The sequence below is a fragment of the Paenibacillus algorifonticola genome (genome assembly GCF_050481745.1).
Lineage (GTDB): Bacteria > Bacillota > Bacilli > Paenibacillales > Paenibacillaceae > Pristimantibacillus > Pristimantibacillus algorifonticola_A.
This window is the reverse complement of the sequence record NZ_JBCNGR010000013.1, coordinates 33,306-54,607: the sequence shown is the minus strand read 5'-3', so window position 1 is coordinate 54,607 and position 21,302 is coordinate 33,306. Positions and strand designations below refer to the sequence as shown.

The window sequence follows — 21,302 nt, the reverse complement described above, 5'->3', positions numbered from 1 at the left end:
AAATCTAAATACTGATGCGTCTCTGACTGACATGAATATATGGCTGAAAGAAATCGGCTGGTTGAAAACAGAAGCAGAAGTATACGCAGATATATATGAAGCCTACTAATTATTCATGCTTAATGACTGATTCCAAACACACAGAGGTGTTCCATGAAGCAAGGTCTTTATGAACAGATCATCAATAACGGAACGTTGAGGCAGCTGGGAGCATTAGATTCGTCCGCCTATGATATTGGCAAGGAGCCGCTTGATCCGGAGGAAGCTCGGAAGCTGCTTTCCAATTATATCGCGACTGTTATTCGCCGAGCCTTAAAGCTGGTGCGTGAGAGTTTCAATAGCGACGAAGAGGCGGTACTAGCGCAGGTCCGGGCCTGCAACGAAATGATAGCCTCGCTAAGGAATAGTCTCGATCATCAGGATTATGAGGAGCTGGAGCTGCACGAGCAAGGGGAAATCCTCGAGAAGCTGGAAGCGGAGAGAACGTTATACGGCAGGTCGAAAAACTTGCTTGTCGCCGCTTCAGGTGTAGGCAAAACGGTCATTTCTGCTTTTGACTACCGACGGTTTACTCAGCGGAACGCCCGAGCCAGGCTGTTATTCGTGGCTCATCGGGAAGAAATTTTGACACAACGTCAATGTGATATAGCCAGCATCCTATGTCAAATAGACGTCACGAAAAGCGAAGATACTATCATGAAAAGAATTGACGTTGTCACCGCATTAACATGATGAAACAATCGCAAATGAGAGAAACAGCCAGATGACGAATGGAATTCTAGAGGGCATTAACGGAATTATTCAAGCTTGTTGACAATTGGTAGATTTGTAATTTATATTAAATATAGTAAGCACTAGGTACTGTGAATCTACTAGTGTAAACTCTCTTGAAGCAAAACTTTAACGCAATATTGTTCGTTCCCGTCGAGGAAGAAAATGGAGAGGTGATGGGTACTTAGTCCCAGTTTTGTACACGCCCTGTCCATTTACGAGTGACATTCATCGTAGTTATGTAGAGCATTTTCAGCAGCGCTTAATCGCTTGGGAAAATGCTTTTTTCTTTAGTGGCTTTGCGATGTTGACGATGGTAACCCTCGAGCATTTCCGTCGTTGTACTTTTCGCGTCATGCTTTTCATGTTCTGCACCGTGTCATATTCCGCCTCCAGCATAAATTGCAGCGTCTCTGCAAACAACTCTTTCAGTGCGAATGCACATTGTCCATCGTTTTGAGATTGTTCTCCTTCACAATCACTTTCACTTGCTCATTACTGAATATCACCATGTATGCCATCCTCTCTAACCAGCCTTTCTAAAGATTATCGAACGGAGGAAACATGATGTCTAGATCAATTGAATTTATCTTGAGAGATGAAATTTTTGCTGAGCTTGAAATCGAGTATCCAGATGACCACGATACCAATTTGTTGGATCAAGGGATCGATTCGGCTAGCTTCATCAAGCTTATTGTTTCAATGGAATCGAAGTTTAACATCGCGATCCCTGATGAGGACCTATTGTTTGAAAAGTTCTCCACGGCTGGATTAATCCTTAATTATTTGACCGAGAAAACGATATCATAAATTGCAATGGAGCTAGATAGATCATATAGAGGAGGAGATTATGACTATCATTGAGCGTTTATTTATGGAAGCTTGTGATCGCAAAGAACATATTATCCTTCAAGATATCAAGCAGCACTGGACTTACGCGGAGGTGATGACAGAAGCATACTTGATTGCTTTATATATAAAGAAGAACTTTGATCTTGAGTCCGGAAGTCATCTTGCATTATACACAAATAATGAGCCCTTGTTCATTATTGCGGCGCTTGGCATTCAGTTCTGCGGTTATGTATTAGTACCGGTTCCTTATTCGGCATCCAAAACTGAAATTGAAAATATTTTAAATGCCAGTGACGCCAAACTGGTTATCAGCAAATATGCACAGCCTGCGCATTTAAATTGCGACATTCCTTGGGTTACCGCTCAGGATTTATCGCAAGAACCGATGCCTTCGTTTGAATCGATCACGCTCACGAATCAATCCGATCCCAATCAATGTGCGATTCTCCTTCCTACATCGGGCACAACCGGAAAATCTAAAATCGTTATGTTATCCCATTGGAATGTATTAACGAATGCGTTGGCACATGGCGGAAAGGTGGGTTATACGGATCAAGATTCGTTTCTTGTAACGATGCCCGTTCATTTCAGTTCTACGATTGTCACGCAATTGATTTCTTGCATGCTTTATGGAACCCGAATTAAACTTATCAGCTTGCCCTTGCTGCCGCGCACAGCGTTTAAACTGTTTCAGAATAAGGCGGTCACGGCATTCTCAGCGGTGCCTACGCAATTGATGCACTTTGTTTCCGATTTTCATCAGACAACAAACTGGAGTGCCTTTGATTCAATTAAATTTATTGTTATTAGCGGTGCGGCGATTCCCGCGAAATTAGTAGACCATCTTCAGACTGTATTTCCCAAAGCGGACATTATTCAAACCTATGGATTGACAGAAGCCTCTCCGCGGGTGAGCATGATGGAACGGGGAGACCGCTGCTTATCCTGTGGATCACCCATCAGTGACGTTTCTATTCGACTTGTTGACGAAGAAGAGAATGAGGTTGAAGGAGCAGCTATCGGAGAAATTTGGGTCAAGGGCCCAAATGTGATGCTCGGTTATTACAAAAACCCAGAGTTAACGAACGATACAATTGTTGATGGTTGGTTAAAGACAGGAGATTTGGGATATTGGAATGAATCAAGATGTCTCATAATCACAGGCAGAAAGAAAAATATCATTATATCCGGCGGTATCAATATCTATCCGGAAGAAATCGAAGAGTTTTTATATGGCTTGAAAGAAGTTGAGGAAGTCATAGTTGTTGGTGTGCACGATGATCTATTAGGCGAAGTACCCATCGCATTTCTGAAAGTTTTTGAAGAATGTCTGGTTGATATAGATGCGCTGACAAAACATTGCAACTTGCATTTGTCGTCGTATAAAGTGCCTAGACAATGGAGGATTATAGATGAAATTCCAAAAACAAAAACAGGAAAACTGGACAGGGCAAGTACGAAGCGCTTATTGCTAAATGAGATATACTGAACAAACAAGTTGGACCCATGATGTTGGAGAACACGCCTCTTCGACATCCTTAAGCAACTTAATAAGATAACTAGGGGTGAACGAAAAAATTGAAGAATACAACTCCAACATTGGGCAGGGGAATATTGCCAATAAGTTATCCGATGATTACAACATATACGCAACATGCTCATCTCTTGTCCATACTTACTCATTATGAGTGCGCACACCCATGGATATTTAGTAATTATATTCAATTATATATTAACAAAGATTATAAACATAATTGGGGAGATTTTTATTTCCCTCTGACTTATGAGCTGCGACCTTCAGATGCATGCAAATGGATTACTACTCAAAAGATACATAGAGACACTGTAACAACTAAATGGGAATCTGTTATTCATTTTATTATAGAAAACATTAATTCAAATCATTATGTCCACACAATGGTGAATTATTTCTACGTACCATTAAGCGAACGATATAATAGACTCCATTTGCATCATGACATATTTGTTTATGGTTATGATTTAAATAGAGAGATATTGTATGTTTCCGATTTTTTTAAGAACGGAGTTTATAGTCAAGCTGAAATATCATTTGCAGATTTCAATCTTGCTTTCAACACTAACCATTTAACAACAAATCATGATTATCTAAGAGAAATGGTTTATCTGTATAAATTCAATGATCAATATCAGGATAATTTCAGTGCAGATACCCTAGTAAATTCTATAAGAAACTATTTCACTAAGAAAACGCCGGAATATTGGGAGATGTTCAACTATGGGGGCGACAGGGATAATCTTGACTTCGGCATGCGAATATACACAACTCTATTAAATTATGTGAAAGAGACATCGAAAAAAAAGTCTAAACTTGATATAAGACCCTTTCATTTAATTTATGATCATAAGAAGATAATGACGTTAAGACTCAAGTATTTGTACGATAATCGGCATCTAAGTAAATTAAATCAAGAGGATATAGACGAATTCATATCAATTGAAGTTAAGGCGAACATACTTGTGAATGTAGCGCTTAAATATAATTTGACAAGGGATATGAGTATTTTAGAAAGCTTACATACGCTGATAACGAATATAGAAAATGAAGAATCAATATTCCTTGAACGATGGCTGAAGCGGGTAGGCATTCAGTAACGTCGAGGGAGTAGATGATGTCAGCTCGGGATATCTCATATTGCATCGGGTAGAAGCCCAACCCGAAGCCGGTGGTAATCTAGGTATATATATGGAGGGAGTGATGCTGGGATTATAAGCTTTGCTATACAGCGTATTGAATAAGCTCCAAACAGTCGCTCTTGTGTTGGTTTTATCCGTTTGCTGACAGCCTTTTTTCCTTCTTGTCTTCCAACGATCCGCATTGCTTCAATCGCTTTATTCCCAGCAACTCCACAGCGAATCCACTCACTTCAAGAATCTCTCTTGGCATTTGACCCGACAATGTTTTGATTAATGCATAGACGCGTACCTGTTTAGTTTGGGAGCAACGCACAGTTCCTGCTTGTTAAATACCTATAATTTGTAAGGTAATATCTATAAATTTATTGGGTGCTGAACGCAAGTTTTTTATGATAATCTATGTATAAGAATATAAAAATTGGTTATTAAGGATTTTCGATCCTTAATTATCTAATCATCTACATGGATCACCGATTGAATTAACAGTGGTTTCACAAACCTTAAGCAAGGGGGGATCATAATATTCATTGTATTAACAGGAGTCGCAGGCTTCATCGGTTCCAACCTTGCCGAGAGGCTGCTGCGGGAAGGCCATACCGTTATCGGTGTCGATAATTTTCTGACTGGGTCGACTGTCAACATAGACAGTCTCTTACGGTCGCCAAATTTCAAGTTTATTGAGCATGACGTCATTTATCCGCTCGCAATTGAAGGCCCTGTCGATTGGGTGATGCATTTCGCAAGTCCTGCCAGCCCGCCCAAATATTTGTCCTATCCGATCGAAACGATGAGGGTCAACAGCGAAGGAACGATGCATCTGCTGCATCTGGCCAAAGAAAAGCAGGCTGCTTTCTTCTTGGCTTCAACAAGCGAGATCTACGGTAATCCAACCGTTCACCCTCAGCCGGAGAGCTACTATGGCAACGTGAATTCGGTTGGAGCAAGAAGCTGCTACAACGAAGCGAAGCGGTATGCAGAGGCGATCACCTACTGGATGAACAGGAAATACGGCATACCGGTAAGGGTCATTCGGATATTCAATACATTCGGCCCGAAGATGGATTTAAATGACGGACGCGTCATTACCAATTTCATTAATCAAATCATGTCAAAGCAAAACCTTACGATTTATGGCGACGGCAGACAGACGAGAAGCTTTCAGTATATCGACGATTTGCTGGAAGGGATTGTGAGACTGCTGAGCACCACGTATGAACAGCCAGTCAATTTGGGGAATCCGGAGGAAGTCACCATACTTGAGGTCGCCCAAATATTGAAGGAGCTAATGAACTCCAACGCGCAGATCGAGTTTCTCCCGCTGCCGGAAGACGATCCGAGGAGAAGGAAGCCGGATATTACCATTTCAAGGACGATTATGGACTGGAAACCGGCGATCGGTTTGCATGATGCACTCGCTAGAACGATCCATTATTACCAGGGTCAATATATCCATTAAACGGGAGGTACCTATGCAAGAACAGATCATAGCGATGATAAGCGAAATCAAGGACGACGCCCAACTGGCAACCAGCTTGAACGAGCATTCCAACATCATGGAAGACGGGGGATTGGACTCTTTACAGCTAATTACTTTCGTATTAAAGGTGGAAGAGCGTTTCGGTATTGAAATCGATTTTGAACAATTCGACTTCAATCTTATGGAGTCGGTCACGACCTTCTGCAATTATATCACGGAGCTGCAGAAGACGGCACCTGTATGAACGATAGACGCAAGTTCGAGCTCATTATCGGGACATTTGACGCGGAACGCTTCTGGCGCGACCCTAATCTAGCCAAACTGCCGTCGTTTCCCGATCCTGAAATGGAGAATGTCGTGATGGCCATGGATGAGCTGCTCTTCCCATTTTGCGAGGCGCAGGATAGGCTCATTACTCGCTATCGAATGAACGATTGCCATAAAGAGTATTTGCATGAGATCGGATTTAAATTTCTTTCCAATTCAACCAATCTCGAGAGTCCTGATAGAGGAAGCGCAGGCAGAACCGCCAATATATTCGACCTGCTCACATCAGCCGATCGAATGGGTGACATCGATCTACACTCGCTGGACGGCGCCCGGTTGTCTCCCTTTGCCGTCATTCCGGGGGCGGATCGTACTGCAGCGCGTTACGGACTGGAACAGGATTTTCCAGCTATCGAAACGGTTCAGACTGTCAATTCGAAGCTGTATTCAACCGAATTGAACCGTCGCCTTGATCTTCGGTGTGACAGCCAGACGGTCTATTCTCACGAAGAGCTGCTGGCAAGCGGCTTGACTTTGCTGAATCAAGGACCCTTCCTGATCAAAGATGAGTTTGGGGTATCCGGGAAAGGGAATTTGCTGATCGAGTCGGAAGCGATTTTGCAGCGAGTCACATCCTATCTCGCCGATCAGTGCAGCAGGGGAAGAACGGTTCGGTTTATTATTGAGCCGTTCCTCCGCAAGGAATCGGATTTTTCTTGCCAATTCCACATCGATCCGGACGGTACTTACCGACATATCTCAGTGCAGCAATTGGTCAATCGCAATTTCGCTTACCAAGGCTCCTATACAGCCGACGATAGGCTGCTTCATATGCTGCAGGAAGCGGAGTATTTTGATGTAATGAAACGGGCGGCTCGCGAGCTTTACCGGTCGGGTTATCACGGCGACGTATGCGTCGATTCTATGCTGTTGACAGACGGCCGCATCGTTCCGATCGTTGAGGTGAATGCAAGAAGATCGATGAGTCTGATCAAGCATTACGTTGACCGATACCTGGAGAAGCACGATACGGCCGGGAGCATGACGCATGCGACCTTACAGTTTGCATGCGATGTACCATTCGATCAATTACTGGAATCGCTGGACCGCGAGGGTGTTCTATATAAGCCTGATCGAGGGTTCGGCATTTTACCGTTAAGCGCGAATACGCTCCTTATTAACAAAGTCGTCAGCGAGTGCAAGGGGATTCGGAATAAGCAGGTGAAAGGCAGATTGTATTATTCGTTGATTGAGGGGGAATGGGATAACGAACGATTGACCGCTAAGGTTAAGGAGGTGCTTTCCTCGTTATCCTTCAAGATCGCCCGCTGATGCAGTCCGAAGCGCTTGAAGCCATGAATGGAGGAAGAAATTTTATGGGTAAGCGGAAAGTAACGATTCTATGCTCGGGTTTCGGTCTGGGTTTCTATATTCCCGGCCTGTTAGCTGCAAGCGATTTCGAGAAAAGGGATATCGCGACGGAAGTGCTCGTGTTCGAAAGCTATTTGGAGCAAGACAAGATGGATCATATTGCAGACAGCAGGAAGGCTTACCACAATAATTTCGCACTTGCCAATTTATCGGCCCGAATGCCGATGGATATCCGGGGCAGCATTGATTATGCCCAGGTCGAGCTATTGCTGGAGACGTGGAAAGCGGAAGAGCGGTACGAATTCATATCGCTATCCGGACACTGGGTCTATATTCTGGATTTGTATAGGGAGAAGATGCTGCCGAATCAAATTCATGTAGACCTGCTCTACGTCGATTCAGATCTAGCCCCGTCTTGGAAGAGCCTGAAGAAGTTTCACCCTCGCTATGACGAGTATTATTACAATGCTTGTCTCTATGACACTGACAAGATGGAGATTCGATGCGAAATCCCGGTTCTTCATGGTACGCCACTGCCCTTCGACTCGAGGAAGCGGCGGCTTGTTGTTCATGGCGGCGGCTGGGGGATGGGCACTTATCAAAGTAAAGTTCCAGAGCTTGTCGGCCATAACTATGGGCTTGATATCGTAGCTTACGATTGGAAGGAAGCCAAGCCCGATCCCGATCACCGATATTGGATGAACGATCCAAAATGGTGTGCATGGGTGAAGAGCGCGAACGGCCTGCACGAGTTTCCGCCATACATCGAAATAACGGGAGAAGCTACGAATTCATACGCCGCTAAGGTTGATCATCATTGGTTATTCGACGTCGCTTCGGAGGCGATGGCTATCGTGGCCAAGCCGGGAGCGGGCACATTGATCGACTCGCTTGCATCCGAAACCCCTCTTATTCTGCTGGAGCCGTTCGGAAGTCACGAGCTTAGCAATTTGGAATTGTGGGAGTCGCTTGGGTTCGGAATACGCTACGAGAAGTGGCGGGAGATGGATTTTTCCGTAGAGGTCCTTAAGGAGATGCATCAAGCGATCATGAACAGACCCGGAAAACGGACGAATTATGTGGATCATTATTGTGCGAGAGTCGCGTTAACGAAGGGGTAAGATTTCAATGGCAGAAGGGGTTATGCGATGAGCGTAAACAAATTGAGTGTCGCCCAAGATACGACAAGCTATCCGAGATGGATCGTCTTGCAGCTGTTGGAGGAGTGCAATTTACGATGCAAGATGTGCTATGAGTGGGGACTCGAAGGGCCCTACAAAAGCAAAAAAACGTTAGCGCAGCTGGATCCGGAGCTGATCAAAAAGATCATCGTCGAGTGCAGCCCGGGCAAGCCGTATTACGATTTCTTCGGCGGCGAGCCGCTAATGTACCCTTGGCTGAGCGACATTCTCGCCATGATCAATCATTATGGAAGCATAGCGGACTTCCCCACGAACGGCACATTGCTCGAGCAGCATGCCGAGATGCTTGTCGAGACTGCTCCCAATAAGATCTGGATGTCGCTCGACGGCCCTGAGGAAATCAACGACAGGCAGAGGGGCAAAGGCGTATTCAAGAAAGTAATCAAGGGGATCGAGAAGCTCTATGAGCTTCGGGAAAGCAAAGGCAAGCAATTTCCGAAGATGGGTGTATCCTTTATCATTACGCCCTTGAACTATATGTACGTCGAGGAATTTTTCTTTAAGCATATCGACTTGTCGATGTTGGACCATATCAGCATGGAAGTACAGCTCTATGCAACGGAAGAGCAGTATGCCCAATATGTGGAGGTTCTAAATGAAACATTCGACGTGCATGAAGCTCCTTATGCCAAGGGGATGGTGTGGCGGGACATCAGTTCGTTCAGCCAGATCGATATTCCGGAATTGACGAGACAGCTCAATAATGTTAAAGAGTATTGCTTGAAAAACCGCATCCATGTGATTACCTATCCGAAGACGATAGATGAACTAAATTTGCGCAACTATTTCTCGGGGCAATTCCATCAGATGGCTGATAAACGAAATCGGTGCTCCCTTCCATGGGTTTATGCGGAGATTACGGCAAGGGGCGATGTTTCGCCCTGCCATGCCTTCTATGATTTGACCTTCGGCAACGTGAACGACGAGAATTTGCTGGATATCTGGAGTAGTGACAAGTACAAAGATTATCGCACGTATATGAAAAAAAATATGCTTCCGATTTGTACGGCTTGTTCAAGGTATTATATCTACTGATTCATGTGAATAACCTAATACGTTTAAGAAGGTTGTGTTGATATGAATCCGAAATCAGAGATTAAGCATTCCCCAAAGGATTTGCAAATATTGAAACGTACCATCAAGAATACGGTGGAAACAAAGCGGAACATGGAGAAAATAGCGGGTTACGCGACACCGTTGCCAGAGTCGGTCGGGATTAAACTGACGAACCAATGCAACTTGCGCTGCAAGCATTGCTATCAATGGAACGACACCGGCTACCATCACTTCATGACACCGGAGCAGCAGCGGGAACAGCTCGACTACGGGCTGCTGGAGAAACTGATCCTCGAGACGGAGCCAGCCAAGTCGAGACTCTATATCTGGGGCGGCGAGCCGCTCGTATACAGCCATTTCGACCGTTTGGCCGATTTGCTTGAAGCCTATCCTCGCGAGACGACGATCTGCACGAACGCGATGCTGATCGAGCGAAAGCTGGACGCCTTGCAGAGAATCTCCGACAACTTGGAGCTGCTCATTGCGCTTGACGGATTCGAAGAAGAGAATGATGCGCTTCGCGGCAAAGGGGTATTCAACAAGGCGATAGATGCTATCCGGATGCTAGTCGAGCTGCGCAAGGAAAACCGATTCAGGGGCAAAATTACAATCCATACCGTCGTTAATGATGCTATGACCGACAAGCTTTACGATCTGCTGGACTTCCTGGAGGGCGTTGGCGTAGATATGGTCATGGTCTGCTTCCCGTGGTACATCTCGGACGAGTGCTCGCAGGGAATGGACGATTACTTCGACCAGAAGTTCGACTTCCTTCCGGCGAGCGAGCACAAGGGCGAACGCAGCTGGCACGCCTTTAACTACAAGCTCGATCCGGAGCGTATCCCTGCTTTGATGAGCGAGTTGGACCGGGTTAATAATCGGGTCTGGAAAATGCGTTTGCGCTACCAGCCGAATCTGGATCATGACCAGATCGAAGATTTCGTGCTCGGCAAAGAGGTAAGGGGTAAAGGCACGATGAACAAGAAGTGCCTGGCTCTCTCGAACCGGATGGATATTACGCCCGATGGAACGATTGTCGCGTGCAAATTTTTCAAGGAGTTTGAGATCGGCAAATTAAATGAAGCGTCCGTACAGGAATTATGGCACAGCATGACCTACAGAAGGATAAGGGAAATGATGGACGAACGACTGACACCGGCATGTTCCAAGTGCAGTGTCTTGCATTTGCACGGTGTTTAACTATTCTACATTAGCATAAATGAGGTGCACCAGTGAGCATTATCCAAGTGGAACGCTTATCCAAAAGCTTCAATTACTACGAAAAAGAATTGGGGTTCAAAAAATCGCTGAAAAATTTAGTGAAGCGGAAATCACTAATCAAAGAAGCGGTTAGCGAAATATCACTTGTAATCGAGCAAGGCGAGATGGTCGGATTCTTAGGCCCGAACGGCTCCGGCAAAACGACTACGCTTAAGATGCTGTCCGGCATCTTGTATCCGACAAGCGGGCAGGCGAATGTATTAGGCTATGTCCCTTGGGAACGAAAGAAAGAATTCAAGATGCAGTTCTCGATCGTGATGGGGCAGAAATCGCAGTTGTGGTGGGATTTACCGGCGAACGAATCGTTGTACCTGAACAAATGCATCTATGAGGTCGAGGATAAGCCCTACAACCTTGTCCTGGATGAGCTTACGGAGATGCTTGACGTAAAAGACCTGCTCAACATTCAGGTGCGGAGGCTTTCGCTGGGGGAACGGATGAAGATGGAGCTAATTGCGTCGCTCATCCACCGGCCCAAGGTGATTTTCCTGGATGAGCCTACAATCGGACTCGATCTGATTTCGCAGAAGCGCATTCGGGAGTTCCTGAAGTATTATAACCAGCAGACGAAAGCAACGGTCATTCTGACAAGCCACTACATGGCGGATATTGAGGATCTATGCAAACGAACGATCATCATCAATCAAGGGAAGATCGTATACGACGGCGATCTTCGGCGTGTGAACGAGCTGTTTCATGCAAAAAAGATCATCAAGCTGCAGTTTACGGACGAAGTGCCGAGGCAAGCGCTAAGCGACTATGGCGCTATCATGCAACATGACGGCATGAATGCCGTTATGGAGATCGATAAGCATGACCTCCAGCGGCTTTCCAAGATGATGTTGGACCGGTTCCCGATCCTCGATTTCACAATTGAAGATATACCTGTCGAGCGAGGAATCGAAAGCTTGTATCAGAAAGATGGGATCAGACATGAAAGCCTTGCAGAAGTATAAAAGGACGTACATCCTTGCGCTTCAGAATGCGATGGAGTATCGGATCGATTTCCTGATGAGTATCATCAGCGGCGGCTTCATCATTCTCGTCCAATGCTTTCTCTGGACGGCTGTGTTTCGCAGTTCGCCGCATGAGATCATTAACGGCTATTCTTATTCGCAGATAATCATTTATTCCGTGTTGTCCGGCGTCGTCTCCAAGCTGGTTTCTGCCGGCTTTGAAGGGGAAATCGCGAATGATATCAAGACGGGTGGACTGAGCAAATTTATTGCTCAGCCCATTCATTATTTCAGCTATCGGATATGCAATTTTTTTGGTGGGAAAACGGTTCAGACCGGGGTCGTCCTTGTCTTATTCGTCATACTGATGATCGTTTTTACTCAGATTTGGGAGTTTCAGCTTAGAGGGGTGCAGATCGTTATGTTCTTGGTCAGTATTCTGTTCGGACTGCTCATCAACTTCCTGCTTTTTTATTCGATTAGTGCTCTCGCTTTCATCATTACTGAGGTTTGGGGCGTTTATATCGCGTTCAACCAAGGCGTCTATCTGCTCAGTGGCGCCATCTTTCCGCTTAATATTTTCGGAGAAACGTTTGCTAGAATATCCAGCTATTTACCGTTTCAATATGTCGTATTCTTCCCGGTTAACATCATCAATGGGAGCTTGATGATTCATGAAATCGTGCGCGGGCTCCTCTTACAGGCGGTCTGGGTAATTGTGCTTATGATAATTTCCAAGTTGTCGTGGGATTCCGGGATGAGGAAATATGTAGCCGTTGGAGGTTAGATCTGTGAGTATCAGCTTGACGGAGTTTCGGAAGCATGTACGTATGTTTTTTATTTTCGCAAAGAACAGCTTGGTCGGTTACATGGAATACAAAGCGAATTTCTACTCCGGTTTGATCATGGAGACCGTATTTCTGTTTTCCAAGCTAATCTATATCTTGTTCGTTTTCCAGCTCGGGATCGAAATCAATGGAATATCTCCTGACCAGATGATGATCTTCACTGGGACCTATACGATTATGATCGCTATCTATACAGGACTGTTTATGGATAACTTTTATAGATTCGCCGGCCATATCCGCAACGGGACGCTCGACTTGTATATGACGAAGCCGCTATCGCTACAGTTCATGATTTCATTCCGGCACGTTAACTTCGCGTTTCCGATCCCGAACCTGATCGCCGGGATCACGATGATCGTACTGGCCTGGCGGCGTCTTGACATCGATCCAAGCTTGATCCACGTGGCCGGATATATCGGCGTAATCTTGAGTAGCACGATCGTGACCTATTCGGTGCTTCTACTTCCGCAAATTCTTGCCTTCTGGACAGTGAAGTCCGGTTCGATCTTCGAAATACTCGACAAATGTTGGGATTTAAACAATATGCCGATGTACATATACCCCAAATGGCTGCGGAGAATTGGGCTGTATGTCGTGCCGATTTTGTTCATTACCAACATGCCGTCGGTTTATTTGATCGATCGATTGGACTTGTTCCTTGGGATATGGATTTTTGCAGCTCCCGTTATATCGCTTCTAGTGGTCAGGCTGTTCTGGAAGTTTGCCGTCAAACGCTATGAAAGCGCCAGCAGTTAGAGAAATGCCCAAAAAACAAATTGTTGAGAAGGTGAATCGAATGAGCAGGACGGAGCATGAGCGCCATCCGTTGCAGACAGAGGCCATCGCAAAGAAACGGCTGCACAACGGGATCGAAATCTATCAAAACAACGAAGGCGAGACCGAGTTCCTCTACAACGAGATTTTCCACAAGGAGATGTATTTCAAGCACGGTATTACACTCCCGGATAATGGCACGGTCATGGACGTCGGGGCTAATATCGGCATGTTCACCCTATATGCCAGCAGCAAGAGCAACTGCAAGGTATATGCCTTTGAGCCACTGCCTCCGACGTTTAAACTCTTGAAGATGAATACGAGCTCGCTGCCTCGCGTAACGACGGTTAACGTCGGGCTTTCCAATGAGATCAAGGAAGCGGAGTTTGCCTATTTTCCTACGATGTCCACGGACTCTGTCCAGATTAAATACCGGGAGAACCACGATCAAGATCTCCGATACGGGTTAATTAACCATTACGGAGATGATTTCGCCGATCCGCGAATGCTAAACCGATTTGTCGATCATCTTATGTCGCCGAAGCTTCTGAATGAACAAATCTATCGATGCAAGCTAACTACGATCTCCGAAATGATCCGCTATTACGATCTGAACCAAATTGATCTGCTCAAAATCGACGTGGAAAAAAGTGAGTTCGAGGTGCTGGAAGGCATCCATCCGGAAGATTGGGGCAAAATCAAGCAAATTGTAATGGAGGTACATGGACTGGACGGAGAGCAGATCAGCAGGCTCGAGAACATCTTTCGAACCAACGGCTTCTATGCCGTGATCGATTACTACGAAGATTTGAATATCCCAAATTACTATAATGTGTACGCGTTTAATCAAATGCATACGTCGGCTGGGTGATAGTCATGTTACAGCATCTGCATACAAGGTTGGTATGCTCCAGCTGCAAGGGTGAGCTGGCCCAGTCGGATGCATGGCTGCAATGCCGCAACTGCGATGCGGCATATACGATTGATAATCGTTATGTATCGATGCTCGACCGGCGTGAGCAGTTTGTCCACCCTTCCGATTGGAATCGTAAAGAGGGAGAAATTCGAGATTATAGCGAGATTTCGAACTCCCTTGCGCTTTCCGGTATAGGCCGATTCGCAACCTTCTTAAACTATGGTTACGTCTCGTACGGGAATGAGCAACATGCGGTGATCGAGCCCGACGATGTATGGAATAGAAATTCAGTTAAGCTGCTGCTCGAGGCAGTGGGCAGGACGGCGATTCGGGAGCGGCAGGTTATCGACATCGGATGCGGCAGGGGAGGGAACATAGCAGCTTTACATAAATATTTCAAGCCTCTGTCTATTGTCGGTCTCGACATCTGCCCGGCGAATATTGCGTATTGCAGTGCCAAATCCCGATGGGCTGAATCTTTCTATCTCGTCGGCGATGCGGAGAATATACCGTTCGCAGACGAAAGCTTCGATGTTGTATTGAATATGGAATCCGCGCATGCCTATCCGAATCGATCACGCTTCTATGAAGAGGTGTACCGGATAATGAGATATGGCGGCGTATTTCTGTATACGGAGCTGATGCTGGAAGATCAGGTAGCGCAGAACGTGAGGCTGTTAGAGGAAGCAGGCCTGTCTGTAATCCGCAATCAGGATGTGACTTCGAATGTCCTTCTATCGTGTGATGAGAACGCAAAGCAACGTACTGGCACACAAGGGATTGCGAACAACACCAACGCGAGCACGAATATTGGAGATATCAATGATTTCATCGCATTGCCCGGGTCGAAGAAATATGAAGAGATGAAGGCTGGAACGCGGCAATACCGTATGATGAACCTTATTAAGAGGTAACATAGCTTTAATATCGACAATAATTTTAGTATAGGAGAAATATTTTATGGAAGAAATTGTTTCTCTGGATGCCTTTCAACCATTCGACGGAATGATAAAAATGTTTCCTCATCATAATTTTCCTTATTTTAATTGCGACTACAATTTGCTATTAACGCTTGCAAATTATTTTAAAAAAGATGAACTGCCGATTTTGAATAATGTCATTAGTATTTATAGATTTGATAAACAAAAAATAAAAACAAGAGGATATTTCAAGTTAGAAGTGTTGGATCTCGAGGATGGAGATAAGATACTTGAGGAAATGGGTATCTCTATTCGTAGAAAATCTCCTGCATTAGATACTTTACAAGATGAGATAATAAACTCTATTTCTAGTGGTAATCCGATTTCCATTTTTATTGATTTATTTTATCAACGCGGGAGAGACTTTTACTATAACAAAAAACATGGACTGCATCCTGTTTTTGTCTATGGCTTTAATCTTACTAACGAGGAAATATATACGGTTGATGATATTACAGAATACAGACAATATTCTTTATCATTTTCAGAATTTAAATTGTCATGCATGAGTTCGGAACACGTGAAAATGCCAAACTACTTTTGGGAATATGCACTAGTGTCCCCCGCTGATCATGATATCTTGAACAATAAGAAGCTAGCACAAAAAAACATAAATAAATTTGTAGAAAATATGTGCAGGTATCAAAATGAAATAACGGAAAGTTTGAATAATATATTGTTGTTGGCAGAAAATTTCGAGCTCATTATAACAAATGAAACGATTATTGAAACACTAAGCAGTACTATTTATAGAAAATGCTCTGAGAAGTACAGGTTAAATACTCTCTATAAGTACAACCTTGATCATATCCATACAAAACATACGATTGACTCGTTATTGGACCAAATTATTAATGACTGGAAGACAGTAAGGATTTATTCGAATAAAGCCATCATGTCCAAAAAGTTCACCGGGGAAATAATAGACAAGTGCATTGGTTTATTGACAAAAATATATACGAATGAAGTGCATTTTAATAATCAATTTTATTTAATGTTAAAGGCTGCGAGATTGTAAAGCTGAAGCAACAATATGAGTCAGGTAAAATCACATTTAATAGTGCTAGATGAGCCAGACATTGATCCGATGGCACCTAACAACTATAACTAGAGACCACAATGAATAGGAGAGTCCTTGAAATTCAACAGCGATTTAAGAACTATATGAGCAGTTTTCAATTTGAGGGGCAGATTGATTGGAATCAGCAAGATGATCGTCGAGGCCGAACATTATTTTACCTATTTATTAAGGCTCAATTGATCACTTAATTGTTATAGATAGTAGCAGCGCCGAAGGTGAGATTGTCCTGAGGGCTGATCGAACAACAATAAAATATTATGAAATATTACTGCCTGAGTGGATACGAAGTATCGAACTCCACTTAGAAAGAAGAGTAGCTCCAGATTAAATAAACCGATTACTGTCTCTGACAGTGAACGGTTTATTTTTTTGAACTTACATCGGATCGAGTTCAAAATGTCAAAAAATTCGACAATACCGGGGAGGATGTAGAGGATCTAAACGAAGCTCGCGACGTTCGCGGCTCGTTGTATTGAGAACGAATACTTATGCATCTGCGATCGCTTAAGAATATCCGGAAGGGTGTTTCTTTGCATGATCCGATTGGTACGGATGAGGAAGGCAATGAGATTACGTTGATCGATATCCTCGGCACGGAGGCCGATGATATTGTGGATAAGGTGCAGCTGAAGATTGAGAAGAGCAGGATTTATAAAAATCTTGATATATTGGATGACTGCGAGAAGGAAGTTGTTATTGGTCGGTTTGGTTTTTTTGTCTGTACACACACTTAACACATGTGGAGTTCCTAATATTGATGGTTCTTAATCATTTAATTCACAAAATGAGGGAGACAAGGTTACCCGAAGTCGAGATAGCCAATAAAGTAATGCATAAAGTACATTCCTTCCATGGTAATCACCGCATTCAAAAACGGAAGCGGCTTAGAATCAGCCCAGTCTGGGTTGCGGTTTGTGCTTTGTTATTTATTTCTACAGCATCGGTTAGCGCTGCCGCTCTTTTTAAAACCACTTGGAATGGAAGAATGAACTATCATATAAGGAAAAACTTGAGACAGCTTTATCAAAATCGGCAGATGTCTGGGAGACGATATCAGTAGATGAAGCAGCGAAACAATTTCCATTCTCTCTATTGAGATCACAAGATAGCAAATTTACACTTGTTAACTCGTTTGGTGTAGTACCGAAGGATACAAATTATCGTGTGAAGTCAGCAGATGAATGGTGGCTGGGCGGTTTTTACGATATCTTTCAGTGGAATCAAACGGAGGTCGTGGTCAAACAAGATCTGGATGTTGCAATGACGGAGACCCTAAAAGATCCTAACAAAACGATGAATATGACCTTTCTAGACGCAAAATGGGAAAATGTTGAAATCACTGATGATACACTGGCTATGTTTACGGCTAATAGTAGTGAGAATTTGCTAATAGTAAAGTACAAAACGGCTGCAAAGACATACGTAGGGAAATAATTGTTTATATTAGGGTACTTCATAGTGTCAGCACATTATACCGATAATGGGAACTTTCAAGCGAGGGGCTAATAAATAGGAGCTGTTCCAAAAGCATGAAGTTCGCTGGAGAGATAGCTCCCTTTCAACCAAAATACTTGAAAATGGATTGTCAAATAAAGATATAAAATATTCAAAGTAAAAGCTATACTTTGTACACTACCAATTTCAAAAAGATGAACATATAATTAGGTTTATTGCTGAAAAAGAAAAAGATGTATGATCATCTAATATATCTCATTTTAGTCGTGTTTGGGAGGAGGTCGACGAATAGGCCTATTTCTCTAGAACAAGACTCGATTTCAGCTTGGATTAAAGGTCTTGTTAACGAAATTAGTTGATCCTATGCGAGGTTCCGACTGCCGAATCACTACACGAACAGTCAATTAGACATTCGAGTTATCGATCGCAAGAGATTTCGCTCGGTCATATATGTTAGCGCTTTCGTTCTTTTTTAAAGGCGATAGATGCTGAAGTTCCGGCTTGAAGCAGCCAAATGCCCGTTTTAAGACAGCGTAGCACAAAGCATTCCAAATTTCAGAAATATTGAGGGTCGATAGATCGTGAAAAACCAATTTTGTAGAGCGAGGTATTGCAATGGCACTGTATATTGAATTTTTCAAGAAGGCTTTTCAAGAACGTTATGCGTTTCGTTTCAACTTTTACATCACAATCTTCGCAAGCATTCTGCTGCTTGTGATTCAAATCAATGTGTGGACGGCACTTTACAACAATAAAGAGAATATTGACAATATCAATCTTAATGAAATGGTTTGCTACATTATAGTCGCAGCAGTCGTCGTGACATTAACGCGATCGAATGCAGGAAGGAAAATTGCAGAGAGAGTTGAGAATGGAAGTATCATATTGGATTTAATGAAACCTGTTAATTTTAAGAGTTATTTATTATCCGAGGACTTAGGAACAAACGTATTCCAAACATTATTTGTCACGGTCCCTGCTATAGCGGCTACCTTTTTGTTTTTCGACATCTCCCTATCGGTGGATATAAGGAATACATTACTGTTCCTACCGAGTCTTGTGTTGGGGATAATTATGGCATTCTATATTCATTATATTTTTGGCCTTTTCTCCTTTTGGCTTGAAACATCATGGTATATTCCGTTCTTTATAGGTGCCTTGTTCGAACTCTTCTCAGGTTCTGTTGTTCCGTTATGGTTTTACCCGCAATGGTTGTTTAATATCTGTCAGGCATTACCGTTCCGCTTCATTTTTTTTGAACCGATTGCTATTTTTTTAGGGAAGTACGGGATGCTGCAATCAGTAACCGTTCTTCTCATGCAAGCTGGATGGTTGGCGGTTATTATAATCGTTGAAAAATATATATGGTCTAGAGTGCAAAACAAATTGGTAATCCACGGGGGATGACGCATGCATTACGCTCAACTGTATTTGGAATATATCAAATTAAGGATAATGGGGGTAGCCGAATACCGTAAGGCCTTTTTTATGGGAGGGTTAGCTCAGTTTGCTTCTTACGGGGCTGAATTTCTGATTATATGGATTTTGGTAGATAAGTTCCAATCCATCAATGGTTGGGGAGCATATGAGGTTTTGTTTTTGTTCTCATTAAATCTATGTTCTTACGCACTAGCGGGATTTTTCTTTTTCACACCTACGACTCAACTAAGCAATATGGTGAAGAATGGTACTTTCGATGAAGTGTTAACAAAGCCTCTTAATAGTTTCGTTTACCTGGTTTGCCGGGAATTCAATAGCGCGTACATAAGCCATTTTGGGCTCTCCATCGGGGTGATCGTCATCTGCCTAACTGGTATGGAAAGTACTATTACGTTTGGGGATATCGTTTTCCTGATCATAGTGATAATAAGTGGAGCATTAATTCAAGGGGCAGGGTTAATTTTTACTTCAGTACCATCATTTTGGATCATCGAAACGCAAGGTTTGCGAGAAGTCCTTTTCTTTCAAATTAAGAATTTTATTCGCTACCCAATCACCATTTACAACAAGGCGGTTCAAGTGATTCTGACCTTTATTCTGCCATATGCGTTTATTAATTTTTATCCCGCACAATATTTTATTACGAAAGATGACTTCGTTTTTTTTAACCATAACGTTCAATATTTCTCCCCGGTGGTTGGAGTTGTATGTTTTGTACTGGCTTATAGGTTTTGGTTATTTGGTGTTAATCATTACAAAAGTACGGGATCCTAGGGGGAACTATAGTGATAGAGGTCAGTAATGTAACAAGGGAGTTCAGAGTATTTAAACGCGAAAAAGGGTTTGCTTCATCTATAAAATCGATCCTGAACAGGAACTACGAAGTGAAGAAGGCTGTTAACAATATTAGTTTTCATATCCAAGAAGGAGAACTTGTAGGATATATTGGATCGAACGGTGCTGGTAAATCTACAACGATAAAAATGCTTGCCGGTATTCTTGTACCCACATCTGGGATTGTCCGGGTGGACGGTAAAGAACCGCACCGAAATAGGAAGGAAAATGCGATGAATATCGGGGTCGTCTTTGGTCAGAGGTCTCAATTATATTGGAATCTCCCGATGGAGGAAACATTTGATCTATTTGCAAAAATATATAAAATCAACCCAACGGTTTTCCGGAATAATGTTGATTATTACGTAGATTTGCTCGAAATGGGGGAGTTTATAAGAATGCCGGTGCGACAGTTGAGTCTAGGTCAAAGAATGCGTGCTGAGTTAGCAGTAGCTTTACTGCATGAGCCAAAAGTGCTTTATTTGGACGAGCCTACGATCGGTTTAGATGTAGCTGTAAAGGCCAAGATTAGAACCTTTATTCGACAAATAAACAAATCAAAGAAGACAACCGTAATTCTAACCACTCACGATATGAAGGACATCGAGGAAGTATGCGATCGAATCATTACAATCAACAAAGGCGAGGTATTATTTGACGGTACTGTAGCCGGATTCAAGGATAGTTTCAATCCGGGGCATGTGCTTACAGTCGATCTGGACGATCAGCGCAATAAAATAACAGATGGCAGGCTCAAGCTTCTTGCCGACGAAGGATTGAGGAAAAGCTTCTTATTTGACAAGAATGAACTCTCGGTCGCCCAGGCGATCTCGATCATTTCGAAGAGTTACGAAATAAAGGACATGCAGTTGAAAGAGCCGGATATTGAGGAAGCGGTAAAGTTTTTATATGCTGCGGCAGCGAGAGAAGAATAGAATATGTCGACTAGGGCGTGAAGAAATGACTGTTATAGCACATTTGTAAGTCGCCGGATGATCGTCGTCATACCAATGCCGCAGTCATCGGTGACGACTTGATAAACGATAGCAGCAAATCGGAAGCAAT

The 21,302-nt window shown here is 43.4% G+C and carries 19 protein-coding genes and 3 pseudogenes; 21 read left to right on the top strand and 1 reads right to left on the bottom strand.

Annotated elements, in window-relative coordinates:
* Positions 1–153: 153 nt before the first annotated feature.
* Positions 154–660: pseudogene (locus ABEW34_RS14200) on the top strand (DEAD/DEAH box helicase family protein); the annotation flags it as partial.
* A gap of 295 nt (positions 661–955) precedes the next feature.
* On the opposite strand, the pseudogene ABEW34_RS14195 reads toward ABEW34_RS14200, so the two are convergent.
* A pseudogene (locus ABEW34_RS14195) lies at positions 956–1,111 on the bottom strand (IS256 family transposase); the annotation flags it as partial.
* A gap of 227 nt (positions 1,112–1,338) precedes the next feature.
* Between ABEW34_RS14195 and ABEW34_RS14190 the strand changes: the two are divergent.
* The 20 genes and pseudogenes from ABEW34_RS14190 (at position 1,339) to ABEW34_RS14095 (ending at position 21,172) form a co-directional block, all read left to right on the top strand.
* On the top strand, positions 1,339–1,581 hold the full coding sequence (locus ABEW34_RS14190) for a phosphopantetheine-binding protein (RefSeq protein WP_430159813.1): 243 nt from the start codon (positions 1,339–1,341) through the stop codon (positions 1,579–1,581).
* A 40-nt stretch (positions 1,582–1,621) separates the two neighbouring features.
* Positions 1,622–3,112 carry a class I adenylate-forming enzyme family protein gene (locus tag ABEW34_RS14185; RefSeq protein ID WP_430159810.1) on the top strand — a complete coding sequence of 497 codons (1,491 nt, stop codon included), beginning with the start codon at positions 1,622–1,624 and terminating at the stop codon, positions 3,110–3,112.
* 89 nt (positions 3,113–3,201) lie between these two features.
* Entirely contained in the window at positions 3,202–4,257 is a 1,056-nt protein-coding gene (locus ABEW34_RS14180) for a hypothetical protein (protein WP_430159942.1), read from the top strand.
* A gap of 520 nt (positions 4,258–4,777) precedes the next feature.
* Positions 4,778–5,755, top strand: coding sequence for an NAD-dependent epimerase/dehydratase family protein (locus tag ABEW34_RS14175; RefSeq protein ID WP_430159937.1), 978 nt, complete (start codon positions 4,778–4,780; stop codon positions 5,753–5,755).
* A gap of 13 nt (positions 5,756–5,768) precedes the next feature.
* Positions 5,769–6,020: an acyl carrier protein gene (locus ABEW34_RS14170; protein WP_430159807.1), complete on the top strand. Its 252-nt coding sequence runs from the start codon at positions 5,769–5,771 to the stop codon at positions 6,018–6,020.
* Entirely contained in the window at positions 6,017–7,375 is a 1,359-nt protein-coding gene (locus tag ABEW34_RS14165; protein WP_430159805.1) for a hypothetical protein, read from the top strand. Before ABEW34_RS14170 ends, ABEW34_RS14165 begins: the two co-directional genes overlap by 4 nt.
* Before the next feature lie 44 nt (positions 7,376–7,419).
* Complete coding sequence (locus ABEW34_RS14160; protein WP_430159802.1) at positions 7,420–8,535, top strand: UDP-glucuronosyltransferase; 1,116 nt, start codon at positions 7,420–7,422, stop codon at positions 8,533–8,535.
* Positions 8,536–8,562: 27 nt separating this feature from the next.
* On the top strand, positions 8,563–9,651 hold the full coding sequence (locus ABEW34_RS14155; RefSeq protein ID WP_430159799.1) for a radical SAM protein: 1,089 nt from the start codon (positions 8,563–8,565) through the stop codon (positions 9,649–9,651).
* A 42-nt stretch (positions 9,652–9,693) separates the two neighbouring features.
* Entirely contained in the window at positions 9,694–10,872 is a 1,179-nt protein-coding gene (locus tag ABEW34_RS14150; protein WP_430159796.1) for a radical SAM protein, read from the top strand.
* Between the two features lie 32 nt (positions 10,873–10,904).
* Positions 10,905–11,909 (top strand): ABC transporter ATP-binding protein, encoded by a 1,005-nt coding sequence (locus tag ABEW34_RS14145; protein WP_430159793.1) that lies wholly within the window; start codon positions 10,905–10,907, stop codon positions 11,907–11,909.
* Positions 11,887–12,696 (top strand): ABC transporter permease, encoded by an 810-nt coding sequence (locus ABEW34_RS14140; RefSeq protein ID WP_430159790.1) that lies wholly within the window; start codon positions 11,887–11,889, stop codon positions 12,694–12,696. Before ABEW34_RS14145 ends, ABEW34_RS14140 begins: the two co-directional genes overlap by 23 nt.
* A 4-nt stretch (positions 12,697–12,700) precedes the next feature.
* Positions 12,701–13,513 carry an ABC transporter permease gene (locus ABEW34_RS14135; protein ID WP_430159788.1) on the top strand — a complete coding sequence of 271 codons (813 nt, stop codon included), beginning with the start codon at positions 12,701–12,703 and terminating at the stop codon, positions 13,511–13,513.
* Between the two features lie 4 nt (positions 13,514–13,517).
* Positions 13,518–14,402 (top strand): FkbM family methyltransferase, encoded by an 885-nt coding sequence (locus tag ABEW34_RS14130; protein WP_430159785.1) that lies wholly within the window; start codon positions 13,518–13,520, stop codon positions 14,400–14,402.
* A 5-nt stretch (positions 14,403–14,407) separates the two neighbouring features.
* Positions 14,408–15,361, top strand: a complete 954-nt coding sequence (locus ABEW34_RS14125; RefSeq protein ID WP_430159782.1) for a methyltransferase domain-containing protein — start codon at positions 14,408–14,410, stop codon at positions 15,359–15,361.
* A gap of 46 nt (positions 15,362–15,407) precedes the next feature.
* Entirely contained in the window at positions 15,408–16,445 is a 1,038-nt protein-coding gene (locus tag ABEW34_RS14120) for a hypothetical protein (RefSeq protein WP_430159779.1), read from the top strand.
* Positions 16,446–16,906: 461 nt separating this feature from the next.
* Positions 16,907–17,218: pseudogene (locus tag ABEW34_RS14115) on the top strand (RNA polymerase subunit sigma-70); the annotation flags it as partial.
* Between the two features lie 454 nt (positions 17,219–17,672).
* On the top strand, positions 17,673–17,942 hold the full coding sequence (locus ABEW34_RS14110) for a hypothetical protein (RefSeq protein ID WP_430159776.1): 270 nt from the start codon (positions 17,673–17,675) through the stop codon (positions 17,940–17,942).
* 636 nt (positions 17,943–18,578) lie between these two features.
* Complete coding sequence (locus ABEW34_RS14105) at positions 18,579–19,370, top strand: ABC transporter permease (RefSeq protein WP_430159773.1); 792 nt, start codon at positions 18,579–18,581, stop codon at positions 19,368–19,370.
* A gap of 3 nt (positions 19,371–19,373) precedes the next feature.
* Entirely contained in the window at positions 19,374–20,177 is an 804-nt protein-coding gene (locus ABEW34_RS14100) for an ABC transporter permease (RefSeq protein WP_430159772.1), read from the top strand.
* 11 nt (positions 20,178–20,188) lie between these two features.
* Positions 20,189–21,172, top strand: a complete 984-nt coding sequence (locus ABEW34_RS14095; RefSeq protein WP_430159770.1) for an ABC transporter ATP-binding protein — start codon at positions 20,189–20,191, stop codon at positions 21,170–21,172.
* The last annotated feature ends 130 nt before the right edge of the window (positions 21,173–21,302 follow it).

Excerpts from the sequence above, each read along its gene's own strand:
- ABEW34_RS14190 (WP_430159813.1), top strand. The coding sequence starts at position 1,339 with ATGTCTAGATCAATTGAATTTATCTTGAGAGATGAAATTTTTGCTGAG.
- ABEW34_RS14185 (WP_430159810.1), top strand. The coding sequence starts at position 1,622 with ATGACTATCATTGAGCGTTTATTTATGGAAGCTTGTGATCGCAAAGAA.
- ABEW34_RS14170 (WP_430159807.1), top strand. The coding sequence starts at position 5,769 with ATGCAAGAACAGATCATAGCGATGATAAGCGAAATCAAGGACGACGCC.
- ABEW34_RS14165 (WP_430159805.1), top strand. The coding sequence starts at position 6,017 with ATGAACGATAGACGCAAGTTCGAGCTCATTATCGGGACATTTGACGCG.
- ABEW34_RS14160 (WP_430159802.1), top strand. The coding sequence starts at position 7,420 with ATGGGTAAGCGGAAAGTAACGATTCTATGCTCGGGTTTCGGTCTGGGT.
- ABEW34_RS14155 (WP_430159799.1), top strand. The coding sequence starts at position 8,563 with ATGAGCGTAAACAAATTGAGTGTCGCCCAAGATACGACAAGCTATCCG.
- ABEW34_RS14150 (WP_430159796.1), top strand. The coding sequence starts at position 9,694 with ATGAATCCGAAATCAGAGATTAAGCATTCCCCAAAGGATTTGCAAATA.
- ABEW34_RS14140 (WP_430159790.1), top strand. The coding sequence starts at position 11,887 with ATGAAAGCCTTGCAGAAGTATAAAAGGACGTACATCCTTGCGCTTCAG.
- ABEW34_RS14130 (WP_430159785.1), top strand. The coding sequence starts at position 13,518 with ATGCCCAAAAAACAAATTGTTGAGAAGGTGAATCGAATGAGCAGGACG.
- ABEW34_RS14125 (WP_430159782.1), top strand. The coding sequence starts at position 14,408 with ATGTTACAGCATCTGCATACAAGGTTGGTATGCTCCAGCTGCAAGGGT.
- ABEW34_RS14120 (WP_430159779.1), top strand. The coding sequence starts at position 15,408 with ATGGAAGAAATTGTTTCTCTGGATGCCTTTCAACCATTCGACGGAATG.
- ABEW34_RS14105 (WP_430159773.1), top strand. The coding sequence starts at position 18,579 with ATGGCACTGTATATTGAATTTTTCAAGAAGGCTTTTCAAGAACGTTAT.
- ABEW34_RS14100 (WP_430159772.1), top strand. The coding sequence starts at position 19,374 with ATGCATTACGCTCAACTGTATTTGGAATATATCAAATTAAGGATAATG.